At 64.7% G+C, this 18769-nt stretch carries 22 protein-coding genes; 5 read left to right on the top strand and 17 right to left on the bottom strand.

Annotated features, from left to right (window positions below):
- Positions 1-9: 9 nt before the first annotated feature.
- Positions 10-1452, top strand: coding sequence for a homospermidine synthase (locus AC0L3C_RS08170; RefSeq protein ID WP_473282660.1), 1443 nt, complete (start codon positions 10-12; stop codon positions 1450-1452).
- A 134-nt stretch (positions 1453-1586) separates the two neighbouring features.
- On the opposite strand, the gene AC0L3C_RS08165 is transcribed toward AC0L3C_RS08170, so the two are convergent.
- From AC0L3C_RS08165 to AC0L3C_RS08115, 11 genes are all read right to left on the bottom strand, one after another.
- Positions 1587-1922: a hypothetical protein gene (locus tag AC0L3C_RS08165; protein WP_007597175.1), complete on the bottom strand. Its 336-nt coding sequence runs from the start codon at positions 1920-1922 to the stop codon at positions 1587-1589.
- An 89-nt stretch (positions 1923-2011) separates the two neighbouring features.
- A complete protein-coding gene (locus tag AC0L3C_RS08160; protein WP_219680356.1) occupies positions 2012-2728 on the bottom strand; it encodes an MgtC/SapB family protein in 717 nt (238 codons plus the stop codon).
- Positions 2729-2758: 30 nt separating this feature from the next.
- The gene (locus AC0L3C_RS08155) at positions 2759-3778 is read right to left on the bottom strand and encodes a WD40 repeat domain-containing protein (RefSeq protein WP_473407633.1); all 1020 of its coding nucleotides are present in this window, start codon (positions 3776-3778) and stop codon (positions 2759-2761) included.
- Positions 3778-4824 carry a CobW family GTP-binding protein gene (locus AC0L3C_RS08150; protein ID WP_473407632.1) on the bottom strand — a complete coding sequence of 349 codons (1047 nt, stop codon included), beginning with the start codon at positions 4822-4824 and terminating at the stop codon, positions 3778-3780. The genes AC0L3C_RS08155 and AC0L3C_RS08150 overlap by 1 nt, the downstream gene beginning before the upstream one ends.
- 54 nt (positions 4825-4878) lie before the next feature.
- Entirely contained in the window at positions 4879-5742 is an 864-nt protein-coding gene (locus tag AC0L3C_RS08145) for a metal ABC transporter solute-binding protein, Zn/Mn family (protein WP_473407631.1), read from the bottom strand.
- A 5-nt stretch (positions 5743-5747) separates the two neighbouring features.
- Entirely contained in the window at positions 5748-6617 is an 870-nt protein-coding gene (locus AC0L3C_RS08140; protein WP_473407630.1) for a metal ABC transporter permease, read from the bottom strand.
- Positions 6618-6623: 6 nt separating this feature from the next.
- The gene (locus tag AC0L3C_RS08135) at positions 6624-7379 is read right to left on the bottom strand and encodes a metal ABC transporter ATP-binding protein (protein ID WP_473407629.1); all 756 of its coding nucleotides are present in this window, start codon (positions 7377-7379) and stop codon (positions 6624-6626) included.
- A 2-nt stretch (positions 7380-7381) separates the two neighbouring features.
- Complete coding sequence (locus tag AC0L3C_RS08130) at positions 7382-7633, bottom strand: hypothetical protein (protein ID WP_473407628.1); 252 nt, start codon at positions 7631-7633, stop codon at positions 7382-7384.
- Positions 7634-7676: 43 nt separating this feature from the next.
- On the bottom strand, positions 7677-8177 hold the full coding sequence (locus AC0L3C_RS08125; RefSeq protein WP_027514082.1) for a hypothetical protein: 501 nt from the start codon (positions 8175-8177) through the stop codon (positions 7677-7679).
- Positions 8174-8785: a permease gene (locus tag AC0L3C_RS08120; RefSeq protein WP_473263754.1), complete on the bottom strand. Its 612-nt coding sequence runs from the start codon at positions 8783-8785 to the stop codon at positions 8174-8176. Before AC0L3C_RS08120 ends, AC0L3C_RS08125 begins: the two co-directional genes overlap by 4 nt.
- Positions 8786-8969: 184 nt before the next feature.
- Entirely contained in the window at positions 8970-9566 is a 597-nt protein-coding gene (locus tag AC0L3C_RS08115) for a superoxide dismutase (protein WP_007615200.1), read from the bottom strand.
- A gap of 237 nt (positions 9567-9803) precedes the next feature.
- Between AC0L3C_RS08115 and AC0L3C_RS08110 the strand changes: the two genes are divergently transcribed.
- The 3 genes from AC0L3C_RS08110 to AC0L3C_RS08100 all read left to right on the top strand — a co-directional run bounded on the left by AC0L3C_RS08110 (position 9804) and on the right by AC0L3C_RS08100 (position 12340).
- Entirely contained in the window at positions 9804-10331 is a 528-nt protein-coding gene (locus tag AC0L3C_RS08110; protein WP_473407627.1) for a GNAT family N-acetyltransferase, read from the top strand.
- A gap of 82 nt (positions 10332-10413) precedes the next feature.
- Positions 10414-11799, top strand: coding sequence for an MATE family efflux transporter (locus tag AC0L3C_RS08105; protein ID WP_473407626.1), 1386 nt, complete (start codon positions 10414-10416; stop codon positions 11797-11799).
- A 106-nt stretch (positions 11800-11905) separates the two neighbouring features.
- On the top strand, positions 11906-12340 hold the full coding sequence (locus AC0L3C_RS08100; RefSeq protein ID WP_473282644.1) for a DUF2147 domain-containing protein: 435 nt from the start codon (positions 11906-11908) through the stop codon (positions 12338-12340).
- A gap of 4 nt (positions 12341-12344) precedes the next feature.
- Here AC0L3C_RS08100 and AC0L3C_RS08095 read toward each other — a convergent pair whose 3' ends face one another.
- Complete coding sequence (locus tag AC0L3C_RS08095; RefSeq protein WP_473263758.1) at positions 12345-13484, bottom strand: DUF3095 domain-containing protein; 1140 nt, start codon at positions 13482-13484, stop codon at positions 12345-12347.
- A 224-nt stretch (positions 13485-13708) separates the two neighbouring features.
- Here AC0L3C_RS08095 and AC0L3C_RS08090 point away from each other — a divergent pair, with 224 nt between their 5' ends.
- Entirely contained in the window at positions 13709-14086 is a 378-nt protein-coding gene (locus AC0L3C_RS08090) for a ribbon-helix-helix domain-containing protein (protein ID WP_473263759.1), read from the top strand.
- Positions 14087-14090: 4 nt separating this feature from the next.
- Here AC0L3C_RS08090 and AC0L3C_RS08085 read toward each other — a convergent pair whose 3' ends face one another.
- From AC0L3C_RS08085 to AC0L3C_RS08065, 5 genes are all read right to left on the bottom strand, one after another.
- Complete coding sequence (locus AC0L3C_RS08085; protein WP_473263760.1) at positions 14091-14306, bottom strand: hypothetical protein; 216 nt, start codon at positions 14304-14306, stop codon at positions 14091-14093.
- Positions 14307-14431: 125 nt separating this feature from the next.
- Positions 14432-15154: an SDR family NAD(P)-dependent oxidoreductase gene (locus AC0L3C_RS08080; protein ID WP_473263761.1), complete on the bottom strand. Its 723-nt coding sequence runs from the start codon at positions 15152-15154 to the stop codon at positions 14432-14434.
- Entirely contained in the window at positions 15147-16529 is a 1383-nt protein-coding gene (locus tag AC0L3C_RS08075) for a class I adenylate-forming enzyme family protein (RefSeq protein WP_473407625.1), read from the bottom strand. Before AC0L3C_RS08075 ends, AC0L3C_RS08080 begins: the two co-directional genes overlap by 8 nt.
- Entirely contained in the window at positions 16516-16761 is a 246-nt protein-coding gene (locus AC0L3C_RS08070; RefSeq protein WP_007597226.1) for an acyl carrier protein, read from the bottom strand. The genes AC0L3C_RS08075 and AC0L3C_RS08070 overlap by 14 nt, the downstream gene beginning before the upstream one ends.
- A 139-nt stretch (positions 16762-16900) precedes the next feature.
- Positions 16901-18715: a long-chain-acyl-CoA synthetase gene (locus AC0L3C_RS08065; protein WP_473407624.1), complete on the bottom strand. Its 1815-nt coding sequence runs from the start codon at positions 18713-18715 to the stop codon at positions 16901-16903.
- Between the last annotated feature and the right edge of the window lie 54 nt (positions 18716-18769).

Raw genomic sequence — 18769 nt, 5'->3', positions numbered from 1 at the left:
AACCATCCCATGAGCCCCGCCTCGCAGATCTACGCGAAGATCACTGGTCCCATCGTCATGGTCGGCTTCGGCTCCATCGGGAAAGGCACGTTGCCGCTGATCGAGCGGCATCTCGATTACGACAAGTCGCGCGTTACCGTGATCGATCCGAAGGACGAGGGGCGCAAGGCCCATTGCGAGAAGCAGAATGTGCGCTTCATCCAGAAGGGCGTGACCAAGGACAATTATCGGGAGTTGCTGACCCCGCTGCTCACCGAAGGCGGCGGCCAGGGCTTTTGCGTCAATCTCTCGGTCGACACCGGCTCAACCGACATCATGGAGCTCTGCAACGAGCTCGGCGCTCTCTATATCGACACCGTTAACGAGCCCTGGCTCGGCTTCTATTTCGACTCCACGAAGGGCCCGGAGGCGCGCTCCAACTACGCCCTTCGCGAAGCGACGCTGGCTGCCAAGAAGGCGCGCCCTGCGGGCTCGACGACGGCCGTCTCCTGCTGTGGCGCCAATCCCGGCATGGTCTCCTTTTTCGTCAAGCAGGCGCTGCTCAACGTCGCCGCCGATCTGAAGCTCAATGCCCCCAAGCCGAAGACCAAAGCCGAATGGGCCGACTTGATGCGACAGGCCGGCATCAAGGGCATCCATATCGCCGAACGCGATACCCAGCGCTCCAAGAAGCCGAAAGAGCCCGATGTCTTCGTCAACACCTGGTCGGTGGAAGGTTTCCTCTCGGAAGGCGTGCAGCCATCAGAACTCGGCTGGGGCACCCACGAAAAATGGATGCCCGAGAATGCGCGCACCCACGAATCCGGGTGCGGCGCCGCCATCTATCTGATGCAGCCCGGCGCCAATACCCGCGTGCGCACCTGGTGCCCGACCCGCGGCGCGCAGTATGGCTTCCTGGTCACCCACAATGAGTCGATCTCGATCGCCGATTACTTCACGGTGCGCGATGCATCGGGCACGGCGGTCTACCGGCCGACCTGCCACTATGCCTATCATCCGGCTGATGATGCCGTGCTGTCGCTGCACGAAATGTTCGGCCGCGCCGCGAAGATGCAGGAGAAGCACCACATCCTCGACGAGAACGAAATCGTCGACGGCATCGACGAACTCGGCGTTCTGCTGTTCGGCCACGACAACAATGCCTATTGGTACGGCTCGCAGCTCTCCATCGAAGAGACCCGCAGGCTCGCGCCCTACCAGAACGCCACCGGCCTGCAAGTGACCTCCGCCGTGCTCGGCGGCATGGTGTGGGCGCTGGAAAACCCGAAGGAAGGCATCGTCGAAGCCGACGAGATGGATTTCGATCGTCTGCTGGAAATTCAGCTGCCCTATCTCGGGCCGGTGAAGGGTTTTTATACCGACTGGACGCCGCTCACCGACCGTCCCGGACTGTTTCCGGAAGATATCGATACGAGCGACCCGTGGCAGTTCCGGAATGTACTGGTGCGGTGAGAGCCGTCACCCAACTCTCCGCTCGTCGTTCCGGGGCGCGCCACTTGGCGCGAGCCCGGAATCCATCAGGCGACAGAATCCGCTGACAAGTGGATTCCGGGCTCGCGCTACGCGCGCCCCGGAATGCAGGGGGCCTACTTCCTCTCGATCGGAGGCGCTATCTTCTCGGCTGGCGCCGGCGGCAATGCTGGTTTGGCCGCGCCGGCAGCCCCTTGCGTCTGTGGGTCGGGCCGCGCGGGCTCCGGAGCGGGCGTGGTCGGCCGGTCGCCGCCGGGCTTGGCTTCGGCAGGCTTGTTCTGGTCGTCGGACGGCGTGCCCTGAAGGGGTTGCGTCGCCTGGGCGGTCTGCATCCGGGTCTCGGCGCGGATTTGCGCCAGCGACATGCCCGACACCACAACGCCGGCTGCGAACAGCGAGCAGGCGACCATCAGGTCGAGCTTCAGTCTGCGCTTGTCATATTGGCCGGGCATGTCGATCACCGCCTTTGTCCTCGGGATCAACTAAATCGCCGGTCTGCGGTTCCCTGCCCGTGGTGGCGGGAACTCGACGCCTGGCGCGCTCAATCCGTGGTGCTGACTTCCCAGGTGGCGTGGCGGACGCCGGGCAGGTGCTGGAGATCGGTCGCCACCGCATTCAGCTCGTTCGGATCGACGGCGCTCGCGACCAGCTTTGCTACGATCTCGATCAAATCATCCCCGGTTTCGACCATTTCGATATCGGCCACCAGATATTTTGCGCCCTCGAGCTTCTCGACGAGCCGGTCACGCATGTCGGGCAAGGCGTCCGGTGCGACCGCGAGTTTGAAGTAATAGGTCGCCTCGGAGGTCTTCTCGTTCAGCGGAATGCGGTTGATGGCGTTGACCAATGGCCGCAACATGGTGTTGCCGGCAATCACGAACACCGTCAGCGCCGCCGCCTGGGCAATCATGTCGGCGCCCGCGCAGGAGCCGACCGCGGCCGAAGCCCATAGCGTCGCCGCGGTATTGAGCCCGCGCACGTCCATCCCCTGCTTCATGATGACGCCGGCGCCGAGAAACCCGATGCCCGAGACGACGTAGGAGATCACCCGCACCGCGCCGTCGGCGCCGGTCAGGTGCATGGCGAGATCGACGAAAGCGGCGGCGCCGACCGCGACCAGCACGTTGGTACGCAGGCCCGCGGTGCGCTGCCGGTATTGCCGCTCGGCACCGATCAGCGTGCCCAGGACGAAAGCCGTGAACAGGCTGACCAGCGTGTCCGCAAAGTCAGCGATCTGGAAGGTTGTCAGAAACCGCATGGCCCCATCTACGGCCGGAACGATGACAGATCAAAGCTCCAGCAGCCCGCCGTCCCCATTTTCGTCGGCGAACGCCAGCAGCGTCCCCTTGGCGTTCCAGGCGAGCGCGGCCACCGGCGGCGTGCCATTGCGGCGGACAAGGATTTCCGCACCATCCTCCAACCGCACCATCAGCACGGTGCCGTCGCTATAGCCGGCGGCGAAGATGTCGTTCCTGGGGTGGCAGGCGACCACCGACACGCGCGCTTGCAGCGGCGCGAGCATCGCGGGCTCCTTGCCCATCGGCCCGTCCTTGCTGGCAAACGGCCACAGGATCACCGTGTCGGCGCCCGAGGTCGCCAGCGCCTTGCCGCCCGCGCTCCACGACATCGAGCGGACGCGGCCGGGATAGCCGGTCATGCGCATGTGCCTGTTGTCGGCAAGCCGCCAGCCGTGCAGCGCCGATTCGTGCATCGTGGTGACCAGGAATTTGTTGTCCGGGCTGAAGGTGACGCCGAGATGCGAGCCGGCCCAGGGCAGGAATTCGGCCGATCCCGCCATGTTGGGAAACCACAGCGTCGCGCCATTGTAATGGGCGATCGCGAGACGCTGGCCCTTTGGCGCAAACGCAAGGCCGCCAACGGTCGAGGGCACATCGAGCGACTTCTCCTCGCTCTTGCCACTCTTGAAGAAAGCGGTCTTGCCGGCCGACCAGGCATAGGCACCGTCTGGATGCAGCGCCACCGCATCGATCCAGCGCCGCTTCGGGTCAGTCGCAAGCAGCGTCACCTCGCCCTTGGCGTCGAGCGACACGACTTTTCCATCGTCGCCGCCCATCACGAGGCGCTTGCCGTCGGAGGCGGCCGAGAGAATGCCGCCGCTGTGCACGGCGACCTTGCTGATCTCACCCTGGCCATCCACGAACGCGACAGTCTCCTCACCGCCGACGAAGGCGGCGCGGGGCCCAAGGAAATGCACGGAGGTCACGACCATCCCGAGCGCGAGCGGCTTGACGCGCTCGGTGACGGAGACGATCGAGGCGGAATCGGGGTCCGGCGTGAACTCTTTCATCACGAGACGATGCAGCTCTCAAAACCCTGGCGAATGAGATCTTGCGGCAATTCACGCCCGATGAAGACGAGACGACTTTCGCGCGGTTCGCCCTCCTTCCACTTCCGCTGGTGGTTGCCCTCCAGCATCATGTGGACGCCTTGGAAGACGTAGCGGTCGTCGTCGTCGTGGAAGGCGAGAATGCCCTTGGAGCGCAGGATCTTGCCGCCCTCCACCTGCACCAGATTCTGGAGCCAGGGCATGAAGACGTTCGGATCGAGCGGCTTGTCGGTCTTGAGCGACAGCGACTGCATGTCCTCGTCGTGATAGTGCTTCAGGCCGTGGCCGTGATCATGATCGTGATGATGGTCGTGACCGTGGTGATGATCATGGTCGTGGTCATGATCCTCGGCATTCAGGAAGTCCGGCTCGATGTCGAGGATGCGGTCGAGGTCGAAAGCGCCGCGGTCGAGCACGTCCGCCAAAGCCACCGAGCAGCGCTCGGTGCGATGCAGTTTCGCATAGGGATTGATGGCGCGGATGCGGGCCTCGACCTCGGCAAGCTCGGCCTTGCTGACGAGATCGGTCTTGTTCAGCACGATGACGTCGGCGAAGGCGATCTGGTTCTTGGCCTCGGGCGCGTCCTTGAGCCGGTCGGACAGCCACTTGGCGTCCGCAACCGTGACCACCGCGTCGAGGCGTGCGTTCTTCTGCACGTCCTCGTCGACGAAAAAAGTCTGGGCGACGGGGGCCGGATCGGCAAGGCCGGTGGTCTCGACGATGATGGCGTCGAACTTGCCCTTGCGTTTCATCAGGCCTTCCATGATGCGCACGAGATCGCCGCGCACGGTGCAGCAGATGCAGCCGTTGTTCATCTCGAACACTTCCTCATCGGCGCCGATGATGAGGTCGTTGTCGATGCCGATCTCGCCGAATTCATTGACGATGACGGCGTACTTCTTGCCATGGTTTTCCGACAGGATGCGGTTCAGCAGCGTGGTCTTGCCGGCACCGAGATAGCCGGTCAGGACGGTCACGGGAATTTTTGGGGCGGTCGCTTCAGACATAACAACTCCGGACTTCGGGCTTTTCGCGCGACGCGAGGCGGGGTGGCCCCTGCCCTAGTGGTCAAGCGCGCTGGTCAGGGCCTTTATATTGTGCCTGACCATATCAATGTAAGTGGGTGCAGGCCCCTTTTCGCCGGTCAAACCGTCCGAAATCAGGGTCCCGCCGACTTTTGAGCCGGTCTCCGCCGCGATCCGCCGGATCAGCCGGTCGTCGCTGATATTTTCCAGGAACACGGCCGGGATTTTTTGAGCCTTGATCTGGCCGATGATGGTGGCGATGTCCCGCGCGCTGGGCTCGGTTTCCGTGGAGACCCCCAAGGGCGCGATGAACTGGACGCCGTATTCGGCAGCGAAATAGCCGAAGGCGTCATGAGTCGAGATCACCTTGCGCCGCTCCTGCGGGATCTTGGCCACGGCTTCACGGACCTCGCGGTCAAGCGTTTCGAGCTTTTCCAGATAGCCCTTGGCCTGGGCGCGGAAGAACTCCGCATCATCAGGATCGGCCGCAGCCAGCGCATTGGCGATGTCGGTGACGTAGACCTTCGCGTTGGGGACGGACTGCCAGCCATGCGGGTCTGCGGCAGAGCCGAGCTTGAGCGGCGCGATGCCGGCGCTCGCGGTGATCACCTGCGCCTTGGATCCGGAGGACTGCACGAGCCGCGGCAGCCAACCCTCGAGACCAAGTCCGTTGACGACGACGAGCCTTGCGTCCGCGATCCGCTTAGCATCGCTTGGCGCGGGCGTGTAGACGTGGACGTCGCTGTCGGCCCCGACCAGCGTCGTCAGATTGATCCGGTCGCCGCCGACATTGCGGACGAAATCGGCGAGGATCGAGAAGCTCGCGACGACCTTGAGCTGCTCCGCGCCATGCAGGGGCGAGGCAATCAGCAAAAGCACACAAAGCAGGATGCGCCGCATCGCTATCACGCTTCCAGATGCCGGCCGGGAAACAGCTGCCTAACGACGCCGCCGACCCGGCCGAACAGGACGGAGGCGGTGTAAAGCGCGCTCGCCACCAGAATGATCGCAGGGCCCGACGGCACACGGGTCTGGAACGACAGCACGAGACCCGCATAGCCGGAGACGGCGGCAGCGACGACCGCGATGCAGATCATGACAGTGAGATCGCGCGACCAGAACCGCGCGATGCCGGCCGGCAGGATCATCAGGCCGACCGCGAGCAGCGTGCCGAGCGCCTGAAAGCCGTTGACGAGGTTGATCACGACCAGCGCGAGGAAAGCGAGATGCGCAGGCCCGCCAGCCCGGCTCACGGTGCGCAAGAACAAGGGATCGACGCTTTCGATCACCAAGGGGCGATAGATCACCGCGAGCACCAGCAGCGTCACCGTGGCGTTGAAGGCGACGACCAGCAGCGTCTGGTCGTCCATCGCGAGAATATTGCCGAACAGCACGTGCAGCAGGTCGATATTGGTGCCCTTGATCGAGACGATGGTCACGCCCAGCGCCAGCGATGCCAGATAGAAGGTCGCGAGCGAGGCATCCTCCTTCAACCCGGTCGAGCGCGCGACGAGGCCTGCGAGGATCGCGACGGCAAAACCTGCGATCAGGCCTCCGGCCGTCATCGCGAACAGATTGAGACCGGAGAGCAGGAAACCGACAGCGGCGCCGGGGAGGATTGCATGTGCCATGGCGTCGCCGACGAGGCTCATCCGCCGCAACATCAGGAACACCCCGATCGGCGCACCCGCGAGCGACAGCGCGATCACGGCCGCGAGCGCACGTCGCATGAACTCGAATTCGGTGAACGGGCCGATCAGCGCGTCATAGAGCATCGGATATCAAGCCGCCCGTGAACGGGCATCATCGGCCGAGCATGCCGCCGCGCTGTCGTCGAAGGCTTCGCACATCCGCATCGCGACCAGCAGGTTTTCCGGCGTCAGCACCTCCGCCGTCGGCCCCCACGCCACAGGGCCGCGCGCCAGCACCAGCGTCTCGCTGAAATGGGTGCGCACCATCTCCATGTCGTGGAGTGCGGCCAGCACGGTGCGGCCCTCTTCGTGCCAGTGCTTCACCAGCGCCAGCAGATCGGCCGTGGTCTTGCTGTCGATGGCGTTGAAGGGCTCGTCCAGCACGATCAGCCGCGCGTCCTGGAGCAGCACGCGCGCGAACAGCACGCGCTGCATCTGGCCGCCCGAGAGTGTGCCGATCGGGCGGTTTTCAAAGCCGTTGAGGCCAACGGAAGCGATCGCGCGGAGGATCTTTTCGCGCGCCGCCTTGCCGATGCCGCCGAACAGGCCGGTCCCACGCCACAGCCCGGTGGCAACGAAGTCCAGCACCGAGATCGGGAAGCTGCGGTCGATCTCCGCGCTCTGCGGCAGATAGGCGATATCGCGGCTGTCGAGCCCGCCGAGATGGATGCTGCCGTCGAGCGGCCTGAGGATGCCGACGATGCCGCGCAGCAGCGTCGACTTGCCGGCGCCGTTCGGGCCGATCACGGCCAGCAACGCACCCGGCGCGACCTCACCATTGAGATGGTGCACGGCCGGATGACGGTCATAGCCGAGCGTGACGTTGTGGAAATGCAGCGCCGCCATGGTCACCTCATCGCCAGGAAGACCACGCCCCAGAGCACGGCGCAGACCGCGAGCGCGGCCGCGAGGCGGGCGGCCATCGTCATGCGCAGGATCGACCAGTGCGCCGCCTGAGCCGGATGCGGAGAGGCCGCATCGTGGACGTGGGCGTGGGTGTTAAGCGCGTGGGTGTGATCGTGTCCGTGCGAATGCCCGTGATCATGGGAATGGCCATAAGCATGGTCGTGATGATGGGCTGGGGACGCGGCGGGAACCATGCCGAAACGTTATATTATAACATTACCCCTGTCCACGCCGGGCTCAGGGCTTGCCGATCACCATGGCGATGGCGGCGGCGACGAACGGGAATGGCAGCGAAACCGCACAGCGGAACCAGACGAAACGGGCCGGCATGAACGGAATTTCCCACAAAATCACCCGTTGGAAGGCAAACAGCGCCCAGGCAACGACATAGGCAACCACCTGCGGCACCCCACCGCCTGATTTCAGCGCCACCGTACCGATGGAGAAGCCGATCACCGGGCCGCCGGGGGTCGCGGCCCCGGCGACCACGGCGGTCGCGACCCCGAGCCAGCCGCTGTCCGGGCCGAGCCAGCCGCTGATCACCTCCTGCGGGATGATGGCGGCGATGTAGCCGGAGCCGATCACCCCCAGCGCAATCCGCGGCACGATGTTGATGAAGTCCATCGAGCCTTCGCGCAGCGAGGCCTTGAACACCGGTGGGCCGCGGCGAAAGGCGATCAGGCCGACGCCGAACACCGAGCCCCACAACAGGATGTCGATCAGAAGCGCGGCGCTCAATTCTCGTCGTCCTTGATGGCTGGCTTCGGATAAAGCCGGACGTAGACGAAGCGGCCGAGCGCGCCTGCGAGCACCGGCAACGGCAGCGAGATGACGATGCGCCACAGCGTGAAGTCGGTACCCATGATCGGGATTTCCCAGGCCACTGCCCGGCCATAGCCGATCAGGGTCCAGCTCACGACCATGGCGATGGTGGCACCGAAATCGGCGCCGACCGCGAGCAGCGCACTCGCCACGGGATAGGCGGTGAAGGGACCGCCAGGCAGGATCGCGCCGAAGGCGGTGCCGATCAGAAGGCCTTTCAGGCCCGATTTCGGCCCGAGCGCGCGCGAGACTTTTTCGTGCGGCAGGATCTCGGAGATGAACGCGCCGAGCAGGCAGCCGGCCAGCACGCGCGGCAGGATGCCGCCGAACAGCGAGAGATCGTGGGTCAGTATGTCGAGAACACCGTCGGTGCCGTCACGCCGCCAGACCAGACCCGCGCTCACCGCCACCAGCGCCGCGATGATGATGGTCGACCAGCCGATCGGCTTGCGCACGCGACCCGGCCGTGGCTCGGCGTCCGCGTCCTCGGCGGGCGCCGGGTCTTTCGGGGAGGGTTCTGACAACGGGCGCGTTCGGCTCGAGGGTGATGCCCGTCCTGATTAAGGGCGCCGCAGATGCGATGCAAACAGTACGATGACGGGAGCGATGCGCACATCGCGCAGGGCCATGCGGGCGAATTGCGAATTCCGCACAGCAAAAAGGCGGCCGCACGAGCGACCGCCTTTCGCTATTCCGATGAGGCTTAACTCAGGCCTTGTCGAACAGGGACTCGACGTATTCCCAGTTCACGAGGTTCTCGACGAACGCCTTGAGATAATCTGGACGACGGTTGCGGTAGTCGATGTAGTAGGAGTGCTCCCAGACGTCGCAGCCGAGGATCGGGGTGGCACCGTGCACCAGCGGATTCTCGCCGTTCGGGGTCTTGGCGATCTCGAGCTTGCCGTTCTTGACCTGGAGCCAGCACCAGCCGGAGCCGAACTGGCCGACACCGGCCGCCTGGAAGTCCGTCTTGAACTTCTCGAAGCCGCCGAGGTCCTCGTTGATCTTCTTCTCGATCTTGCCCGGCAGCTTGGTGCCGCCGCCATTGGGCTTCATCCAGCTCCAGAAATGGATGTGGTTGTAGTGCTGGCCGGCATTGTTGAACACGGCGGGGTTCTTGCCGAACGAGCCCTTGACGATCTCCTCAAGGGACTTGCCTTCCCATTCGGTGCCCTTGAGCGCGTTGTTGCCGTTGGTGACATAGGCCTGATGATGCTTGTCGTGGTGGAATTCGAGCGTTTCCTTCGACATGAATTGCCCGAGGGCGTCATAGGCGTAGGGGAGTGGGGGCAGCGTAAAGGTCATGGGTGTTGTCCGCGACTGATGGGGGAACGAGACTTAACGGTCACCCCTTATAGAAGGTTCCGTAGCCGTTAAATACCGCGAATTTTCCAAAAGGCATGGTGCGGCGGCTTGGCCGGATTGCATAAAATCGTCGCAAGGATGTCGGCGTTTCAACCGGGCCGTAAAATCTCATTGCCTTTGAGGTGCTTATGGCCGAACGAAACGCACCCATTGCGCGGAGCTGCGAAAGAGAGAGCGATGAGCATCGAGATCGACATTTTGAACGGCGACGCCTCTTGGCGGATGGCGCAGCCGCTGCATCAGGCGGTCTTCGGACCTGATGTCGTCGGGAAGCAGCCCTGGGCTCACGTCAAATGGGCCAATGCCGACCTGCGCGTGCTGATCGAGACGCCCGAGGATGGTCTCGTGTGCCACGTCGGCATCTACGTCCGCACCGTCACCTGGAACGGGCAGAAGGTTCACATCGGCGGCATCGGCGGCGTCTGCACGCGGGAGGACCGGCGCGGCCGCGGCTATGCGACCATGGCGATCGACGCCGCGGTGCATACCATGCATGCCAACGAGGCGGTCCGCTTCGCGCTGCTGTTCTGCGAGCCGCACAATGTCGCGTTCTACCAGGCCCGCAGCTGGCTCCCCTTCAAGGGCGAGGTCTATTGCGAGCAGCCGGAGGGGCGGATCCGCTTCACCCACATGGCGCCCTATGTCTGCAACATCGTCAGCGCGCCGACGCTGGGCACGATCGACCTCTGCGGCCTGCCCTGGTGAGCCCTGCGTGAAGGGAGGCTGGTGCCGGCGTTGCACGCCATATAATATGTCGAGCATCATCCAATATTCCGCGCGGTGACCCATGACGATCGACGCCTCCCTGGACGCCGTGCCGCCGCCTGCCCCGGTCGCCTCCCCGATCGCCAGCTTGCTGACGGCACCGATCCTGCCGACGCTGCTGCGGCTCGCGATCCCCAACATGATCGCGATGGTCGGCAGCACGCTGGTTGCGATCGCGGAGACCTCCTATATCGGCCGGCTCGGCACCATCCCGCTCGCGGCGATCGCGCTGGTGTTTCCGTTCGCCATGCTGACGCAGATGATGAGCGCGGGCGCGATGGGCGGCGGCGTCTCGTCCGCGATCAGCCGCGCGCTCGGCGCAGGCGACCGGAGCCGTGCGGCGACGCTGGCGTTGCATGCCGCCATCATCGGCCTCTGCGGCGGGCTTTTCTTCACGGTGACGATGCTCGTCTTCGGCCGCTCGTTCTTCACGCTGCTGGGCGGGCGCGAGCGCGTGCTCGAGGAAGCCAGCGGCTATTCGCAAATGCTGTTCTCCGGCGCGGTCGCGATCTGGCTCGTCAACACGCTGGCATCGGTTATCCGCGGCACCGGCGACATGCGTCTGCCCTCGATGGCGCTGATCGGGACGAGCGCGCTCCAGATCGCGCTCGGCGGCACGCTGGGGCTCGGCCTGTTCGGCGCGCCGCAATTCGGCATGCCCGGTGTCGCCGCCGGTCAGTTGATCGCATTCACCTGCGCTGCGATCTTTTTCCTCTGGTATCTCTGGTCCGGCCGCAGCCGGCTGCCGCTGGATTTCCGCGCCTTCCATTTCGATCGCGCGTTGTTCTTCGACATCCTCAAGGTCGGCGCGGTCGCCTGCCTGTCGCCGCTCCAGACCGTACTCACCATTTTGATCTTCACCAAGATCCTGGCGACCTTCGGCACCGAAATGCTGGCCGGTTACGGCATCGGCTCGCGACTCGAATTCTTGCTGATCCCGATCACCTTCGCCTTCGGCATCGCGTCGGTGCCGATGGTCGGCATGGCGATGGGCGCCGGACAGGTGAAGCGCGCGCGGCGCGTGGCTTGGACCGCGGCCGCGGCCTCGGGAATCACGGTCGGCCTGATCGGCGTCGTCATCGCGCTCGATCCGTCACTGTGGGTTTCGCTCTTCATCAGGGATCCCGGCGTTGCCGCCGCCGCCCACAGCTATTTCCATTGGGCGGGCCCGACCTTCGTGTTCTTCGGCATGGGCGTGTCGCTGTATTTCTCCTCGCAAGGCGCTACGCGCGTCGGCGGTCCGGTGCTCGCCTCCACCGCGCGGCTTCTGATCGTCGCGATCGGTGGCGGCGGCCTCATGATCGCGCAGGCTCCGGCCTGGACCCTGTTTGCGCTGGTTGGCGGCGCCATGACGGTATTCGGGCTTTCGACCGCAGGCTCGGTCGCCTTGGTGCGCTGGGGCAAATGAGCGCAGGTCATTGCACGCAGGCAGATAAACGCAGGAATGTGATTCCATCCAGCGTTGCACTATCCTGCTGGGCTGCTATGGAGGCGCTCCACTTCGGGGCTTCTCCATGACTTCCAGATTCGCTGCACTCATCGTCCTTCTGGCTGCGCTCGTTGGCGCGACTGCCGCCCGTGCGCAGAGCGCCGACGGGACCTGGCTGACGCAGGCCGGCGATGCCCGCGTCAAGATCAGCAAATGCGGCGGCGGCATCTGCGGCAATGTCGTCTGGCTGCGTGAACCCCACGACACCGCGACCGGCCTGCCCGCCACCGACAGCAAAAATCCCAATCCCGCTCTCGCCAGGCGCCCGATGATCGGCTTGCCATTGTTCAGCGGCATGCAGCCTTCCGGGCCGAACAAATGGTCGGGCCAGATCTACAATGCCGACGACGGCAGCACCTATGCGAGCAGCGTTACCGTGATATCAGCGGACTCGCTGCGGGTCGAAGGCTGCGTCGGCGCGCTCTGCGGCGGCGAAACGTGGACCCGGGCGGGACGCTAGCGCTTCACGCCATCATCGCCTTCAGCGCCGTCGCCGCCGAGGCATAGCCGCCCCGCGCGCCATCGATAAAATGGACGTGATCGCTGCGCAACGCCGACGGGGTGAAGCAGGTCATCATCGCAGCGTCCTGCTGGTAGAGGCCGTAACGCACGATGCCGTCGCGCGCGGCAGTCGCGAGGCGATCGCTCAGCGCCCGTTCGAGCTCCGGCGTACAGTCGAGGATCATGCGCAGGCCGTCGTCATATTTTCGGAAATCGGAGTTCTCCACGACCTGCCGTGTATAGAGCTTCGGCACGAAGCCGCCGACCTTGAGATCGAAGCGCATGATCAGATAGACGAAAAGCGTGTAGGCCAGCGCGCGGGCGCGGCGTGCGAGCAGCGGACCTCCGCGCATGGTGCGCGCCTCATATTCCAACCCCTGCGGCGGCCATGTCAGCGGCGGCCCTTGTGGCGGCACGGGCCGACCGGCGTCCGGGCTGCGCTCGACGAGACGGATGACGTCCTCGATCACCTTGCGGAAGACCCGCGGGTCGGCCCCCTGGGCCGGCATCACCAGCACGGACAGGATCAGGCCGCGCGCAGCCGGAATCACCTCGAAGCGGCAGGACAGGCCGGAGAGATCGGGCTGCGTGCCCGCGGGCGCTTCGGTGATCGCAAACTCGCCGCGCTTCATCGCTGCGTCCGCCCAGGCGAGCCCGCCGCCAGAAAACATCGCATAGGACAAATTGGCCGACGGACCGAAGCGCGCGACGCGCACGTCGAGGCCCTGCGCGCGGATGGCGCCCACCGGCACCAGCGCGACGCGCATCCGCAAATCGAGATCTTCCCGGACCCAGGTCGCGGTCGCAGCCAAAGCCTTGCGAGCCAGTTCGAGATCATTAGGTGCGACCGCAAAACTCGCGCCGTCGCCGCCGAACACGAAGGGAAATTCGCGTCCCTCCAATGCGTTCGTCACGGCCGCGATCACTGCGGCACCGGCCATGTTCACCGCCTTGTAGCGCTGCGCCGCGATGGCCTTGGTCGAATCCACGATGTCGGCAACGCCGACGCTCCAGTCGTCGGGCAGCGGCGAATACAAAGCGGGGTCCATCAGGCTGGTGAAGCCGCGAAAGACCGGAATGCCGCTATAAAAGGCTGATGTCATCGGATGATGCCGGATGGTTGGGACGCGCGTCCAAAAGACATACGTAGCAGGATCGATCCGGGTTCGCCCGGGGGCGCGCCCTTGCAACCATTGGCCGAAATGGACCCGGACAACAAGATGAGGACCGCTGCAATGCCACAGAAGGTCATTGATCGGCATCAAACAGCGGGCCGCAAATGGCGTCTAGTCTCGATGATCTGACATGATTGCGCGGGAACATCGACGTGTCCGACTTCGACGGGAAGGACTCCATCGCTCCGGTAAGCCGGCGCACTGGGCGTGATCCGATCAGCGCGGTGAAGATGCCGGAAAGCCTGACCGCCGCCGTCGATAGTTGGGCCGAAACCCATCACCTGTCGCGCTCAGATGCCATCCGTCAGCTGGTCGAGCTGGGCCTGAAGGTCGCGCCCCCGGCACTCCCGCCAGGGCACCCGCTCGCTTCGGATGCCACCAGGATCGAAGAGCTTGCGGTGCATGAACTCGAGGGACTGCTCGATCCTGCCCTATCTGAAGACGAACGCGAGCGCAGGATCCGCCGCCTGACCGACGGCCCGCCGGAGTTCTCACACGAACGGATTGACCTGCCGAAGCACCGGACCTGAATGTCTAGTGCAGCTTCTCGCCCTCGCGCTTACGCGGCGCGGATGAGGGGACGTCGTGGCAGCCGACCAGACGCACGAATTTCTGCGGATACATTTCGTAACCGTGGTCACCGGAATTTTGATGAGACATCGGCTCGCAGTGAACGGCCTGGCTGTGAACGTCGCTTTGCTGTGCGCAAGATGGCTTTGCCGACGCCTTGATCTGGCTCGAAGCGGTCATGGACTGCTCCCTAACGATTAGGGCAGATCGATTGACGTAACCCAATCGATTGCGCGGGATCTTACGACCAAATCCGGATGATGTCATTGCGCCGGATCAATGCAATTGTGGCGGTGAAGTTCCGCCTAGGCCGTGTTGCCCGCGTCGACCGTGAACACGGTACCCGTCACATTGCGACCGCCCTCGCCCAACAGATATTCCACCATCCGCGCGACGTCGTCGGTCTCCGGCAGGCGGCGTAGCGCGCTGCGGCCGGCGATGCGCTTGCGGCTGTCGTCGGACAGGTTGTGCGTCAGCTCGGTGTCGATGAAACCCGGCGCGATCGCGTTCACGGTGATGCCGAGCTTGCCGACCTCGCGCGCGAGCGAACGGGTGAAGCCCGTGGCGGCGGCCTTGGTCGCACCGTAAACCGAGAGGCCGTTATAGCCGGTCGTCGCAATGATCGAGGAGATGTTGATGATGCGGCCGGCGCCGTCGGCCATCATCTGGCGCGCGACATATTTGGTGAGAATGATCGGCGACAGCACGTTGAGCTGCACCAGCGCCTCGATCTCGGAATTGTGCATGGTCGCGAGCAGGCCTTCGGTGCCGAGGCCGGCATTGTTGACGAGGCCGTAGATCGGGCCGAATTCATCGCGCACGAGTTTTGCGAAAGCGGGAATCGCATCGATCACGGCGAGGTCGCAGGCGCGGAAATGGAGACGCCCTTCCGACCCGGCAATCGCCCTCTTGAGCTCGTCGCTCTCGCGCCGCGCCGCCGCGATCACGTTGTAGCCGCCATCGACAAGCCGCTGGCCGATCGCAAGGCCGATGCCGCGGCTACCACCCGTGACGAGAACATTATGCATCGGTGCGCGCCAGTTTGCCGGCCGGGGTGACGTCGAGCGCTTCGACGAAGCGGATCACCGCCGGCACCTTGTGGGACGCGAGCTGCGCGCGGCACTGATCCAGGATCTGGTCGCGGATCTCTTTCGCGCGCGCCGGATCGGTGCCATCGGCCAGGATCACGTCGGCGACGACGATGCCGCCGGTGATCGGGCTCTTGCGTGACTTCGCCCGCGACATCCGCACGTCGGGATGACGGTTGATCACCGCCTCGATCTCTTCGGGGTGAACCTTCAGCCCACCGATATTGATGATGCCGCCGCGGCGGCCGACGAAATAGTAGCGGTCGCCGCGCAATTCGACGATATCGCCGCTATCGACATACCCGTCCGCATCGGTGAGCGCGGCCGCGTCGCGGCCGATATAGGCGTGCGCTGTGCGGGTCGAACGGATACGGAGCGAGCCGTCGACGACCTTCATCTCGACGCCGTTGCGGTTGCCGAGATAGTCGGCCGGAAAGCCCTCCAGCCCGTCATTGACGGCAAAGCCGACGCCGGCCTCGGTCGATGCATAGGCATGGCCGACGGAGGAATTCGGGAACGCCGCCTTCAAGCCGTCCAGCACCGCCTGGTCGGCGATCTCGCCGGAGAGGCGGACGTAGCGCGGCGCGAATCGCGCGGCCGAGCCACTCATCAACAGCTTGCGCCAGTGCGAGGGCGTGCCGGAGATATGGGAGACGCCGCGCGCGTTCAGCCGCGTGACGTGATCGCCGAGCGCCTCATGCGGATCGGACAGCACCATCGATCCGCCGGAGAGGACGGCGCGGAGGAATATCTGCAGGCCGCCATAGCGGCGGATGTCGTAGAACGTCGCCCACACTGGCGCGGGCCCCTTCGCGGGGCCCTCGGCAACGATCGCCCCGGTAAGTGCCTCCAACGTATGGCCGGCGATTTTCGGCACGCCCGACGTGCCCGAAGTGAGCATCAGCCATTCCGTGGCGCGTTCGGTCCTGGCCGGCGCGGTGGCTTGAAGCGGCAGCTGTGCGGTGACGACCAGCGGCACGCCGGTCTCGGCCCAGCGATCGGGCTCGTCGGTGACGACGGCATCAATCCCGGCATCCGCCATCAGCGCATCGAGATGCGCGGGGTTGAGATCGGGCGGGCACAGCAGCATGCGGCGCGCGATACCGTCGAGCTCGATCATGGCAAGACCCGACCGGAGCTGGTCGGACAATTTCAGCAGCACCGCGCGACCGGACAGCTCGCCCAAGCGTCCACCCAGGACCGTCTGCGACAGGATATCCGTCAGCGACACGACATCGCGCGCATCCGACAGCGTGCGGCCGGTCAGCTCCGCGCCGAGATGGTCGCGAAGCGCAAAGATCTCACGCGGGGACATTTTCGTAGGCTCGCACGAAATCGCCCACGGTGGCGGGGAACGCTGCGTCCTCGGAGATGGTAAAGGGGTCGACGCCGGTCTCGTCCTCGAGGCGCGCCACCAGGATGGCGAAGGCGAGCGAGTCGAAGCCCGTCTCGTGCAGGGACAGATCGTCCGAGAGTGCGGGAAGCGCGACGTGCTGTTCCTTGGCGATCTGCTGGATCGCTTCAATGACCTTAGACCGTACGGACATGGCTGGCTCGCTTCTGTTGTCGTTCGTGTTCCGGCGGCTCTTGATGACCGCCTCCCTTGGCCGCTTGTTTACCCGACAGAAGTAAATGGCTTCTTGGACAATTCGGATAAAATTGGACCTATCTCCGAATTTTCGGGAGCTAGAGCCGGATCGTACCCTCGTTGATTTGCGCATACGTCTCCGCGTCCAGCGCGACATAGGCGCCGGTGTTCGGGTCCAACATGAACAGCGGGTCGGAGACCGCGCCCGGATCAAACCCCTCGCGCGCGAGCTCGCCCTTTTTTTGCTTGAACGTCTCGGTCGCGTCGAGCTCACGCGAGATGCGTATGAAGACGGGATGAGCATAAGCCGGCAGGCGCTGTGCGAGATGGGCGGGCAGCGCCTCGACGGCGAAGCCCTCGTTTACCACGATCGCGCTCATGCCGGCGCGGCCGTCGGTGCCGAGGATGCTGACGCCGTAGGTGGTGGCGTCGACCACGCCGCTGAAGTCGCGCACGGCGTCATTGACCTCCGAAGTCGCGACGTTCTCGCCCTTCCAGCGAAAGGTGTCGCCGATGCGGTCGACGAAGTGGAAGAAGCCCTTCTCGTCGAGCCGCATCAGGTCGCCGGTGCGGAACCAGGAATCGCCCTTAGCAAAGACATCGCGCAGGATCTTCTTCTCGGTCTCGCTCGCCTCGGTGTAGCCCTCGAAGCGACCGCCGCCCTCATCCGCCGTGCCGATGCGGCCTATGGCTTCGCCGGCTTCGCCGCGCGCGCAGGGAATACAAAACCCCTCCGCATTGCGCAGCGGCGCGCCGTTATCAGGGTCGAGCTTGACGAGACCTGCAGGGAAGCGATGCGCGAGCAGCGGCGGAACGCGGCCGATCGCGCCGGGCTGGCCCTCGACGTTGAACAGCGAGAAATTGCCTTCGGTCGCCGCGTAGAATTCGAGGATGCGCGGAATGGCGAAACGCGCCTGAAAATCGTCCCAGATGTCACCGCGCAGGCCGTTCCCGCAGACGAGTCGGAGGCGATGCCGGTTCTCGTATTCCGACGGCGGCGCCTTGAGCAGGTAGCGGCAGAGCTCGCCGATATACTGAAACAACGTGCAGTCGTGGCGCACGATGTCGGGCCAGAAATTTGATGCTGAGAATTTTTCCGCGATCACCACCGAACCGCCGGCGGCGAGCATGCTGCATGGCGCGACGATGCCGCCGACCGAGTGGAACAACGGCAGGCAATCGTAGAGCCGATCCTGCGGCGTCGCACCGGTGAGGCCGGCGAACCAAAAGCCCCAGTTGAGGATGCGGCGGTGGCTGATGCTTGCGGCTTTCGGCAGGCCGGTCGTGCCGGAGGTGTAGATCAGCAGGGCGCGGTCGCCGATGGTGACGTCGCCTCGCTCGTCCGGCGAAAGCGGCCCGTCATCGAGGGCGGCAAGCGCGACATCGATCGCACGCTCGCAGCGAGCATCGCCATGGGTCCAGACCTTTGCTTCCGTCTTCAGCTGCGGCGACGCGTCGTCCAGCGCATTCTTGAGTTCGTGCGCGACAATGATGTGAGCGGGCCTTGCGACTCCGATGCAATGCGCGAGCGACTGGCCGATGAGCTTGGTGTTGATCAACGCCACCACGCCGCCGACGCGGCTGATGCCGAGCCAGGCCGCGACATAGTCGATGCCGTTCGGCATGATCAGCGCGACAGTGTCGCCCTTGGCTACACCGGCCGAGCGCGCCCACCGCGCATAACGATTGATGCGTTTCGAAAGCCCCTCATAGTCGAGGCTCGTGTCATCGGTGGCCAGCGCAATGCGATCGGGTTGGCGCTGCGCCCAATCGTCGACGACGTCGGCGAACAGCCGGCCCGGCAGCGTCTCGATCCGTGCAGTGAGCTCGATCGCCTTCAGCCAGATTTTCGAAGCCGAAGGTGCGCGCCCGGCTTTTGGTGGTTCGATCACGCCGGTTGTCATGCCGTTCATTCTTTCGGAACGTGTCTGCTGTTCCCGGCAGCTTAGCTCGCACGCCCTGCCCAG

The sequence above is a fragment of the Bradyrhizobium sp. WSM4872 genome (assembly GCF_055811715.1).
This window is presented reverse-complemented; position numbering and strand designations above follow the sequence as displayed.

What these genes read in the sequence shown, in the direction of transcription:
- AC0L3C_RS08170 (WP_473282660.1), top strand. Translation starts at nt 10, where the DNA reads ATGAGCCCCGCCTCGCAGATCTACGCGAAGATCACTGGTCCCATCGTC.
- AC0L3C_RS08165 (WP_007597175.1), bottom strand. Translation starts at nt 1,922, where the DNA reads ATGCCCGGCCAATATGACAAGCGCAGACTGAAGCTCGACCTGATGGTC.
- AC0L3C_RS08160 (WP_219680356.1), bottom strand. Translation starts at nt 2,728, where the DNA reads ATGCGGTTTCTGACAACCTTCCAGATCGCTGACTTTGCGGACACGCTG.
- AC0L3C_RS08155 (WP_473407633.1), bottom strand. Translation starts at nt 3,778, where the DNA reads ATGAAAGAGTTCACGCCGGACCCCGATTCCGCCTCGATCGTCTCCGTC.
- AC0L3C_RS08150 (WP_473407632.1), bottom strand. Translation starts at nt 4,824, where the DNA reads ATGTCTGAAGCGACCGCCCCAAAAATTCCCGTGACCGTCCTGACCGGC.
- AC0L3C_RS08145 (WP_473407631.1), bottom strand. Translation starts at nt 5,742, where the DNA reads ATGCGGCGCATCCTGCTTTGTGTGCTTTTGCTGATTGCCTCGCCCCTG.
- AC0L3C_RS08140 (WP_473407630.1), bottom strand. Translation starts at nt 6,617, where the DNA reads ATGCTCTATGACGCGCTGATCGGCCCGTTCACCGAATTCGAGTTCATG.
- AC0L3C_RS08135 (WP_473407629.1), bottom strand. Translation starts at nt 7,379, where the DNA reads ATGGCGGCGCTGCATTTCCACAACGTCACGCTCGGCTATGACCGTCAT.
- AC0L3C_RS08130 (WP_473407628.1), bottom strand. Translation starts at nt 7,633, where the DNA reads ATGGTTCCCGCCGCGTCCCCAGCCCATCATCACGACCATGCTTATGGC.
- AC0L3C_RS08115 (WP_007615200.1), bottom strand. Translation starts at nt 9,566, where the DNA reads ATGACCTTTACGCTGCCCCCACTCCCCTACGCCTATGACGCCCTCGGG.
- AC0L3C_RS08110 (WP_473407627.1), top strand. Translation starts at nt 9,804, where the DNA reads ATGAGCATCGAGATCGACATTTTGAACGGCGACGCCTCTTGGCGGATG.
- AC0L3C_RS08105 (WP_473407626.1), top strand. Translation starts at nt 10,414, where the DNA reads ATGACGATCGACGCCTCCCTGGACGCCGTGCCGCCGCCTGCCCCGGTC.
- AC0L3C_RS08100 (WP_473282644.1), top strand. Translation starts at nt 11,906, where the DNA reads ATGACTTCCAGATTCGCTGCACTCATCGTCCTTCTGGCTGCGCTCGTT.
- AC0L3C_RS08095 (WP_473263758.1), bottom strand. Translation starts at nt 13,484, where the DNA reads ATGACATCAGCCTTTTATAGCGGCATTCCGGTCTTTCGCGGCTTCACC.
- AC0L3C_RS08085 (WP_473263760.1), bottom strand. Translation starts at nt 14,306, where the DNA reads ATGACCGCTTCGAGCCAGATCAAGGCGTCGGCAAAGCCATCTTGCGCA.
- AC0L3C_RS08080 (WP_473263761.1), bottom strand. Translation starts at nt 15,154, where the DNA reads ATGCATAATGTTCTCGTCACGGGTGGTAGCCGCGGCATCGGCCTTGCG.
- AC0L3C_RS08075 (WP_473407625.1), bottom strand. Translation starts at nt 16,529, where the DNA reads ATGTCCCCGCGTGAGATCTTTGCGCTTCGCGACCATCTCGGCGCGGAG.
- AC0L3C_RS08070 (WP_007597226.1), bottom strand. Translation starts at nt 16,761, where the DNA reads ATGTCCGTACGGTCTAAGGTCATTGAAGCGATCCAGCAGATCGCCAAG.
- AC0L3C_RS08065 (WP_473407624.1), bottom strand. Translation starts at nt 18,715, where the DNA reads ATGAACGGCATGACAACCGGCGTGATCGAACCACCAAAAGCCGGGCGC.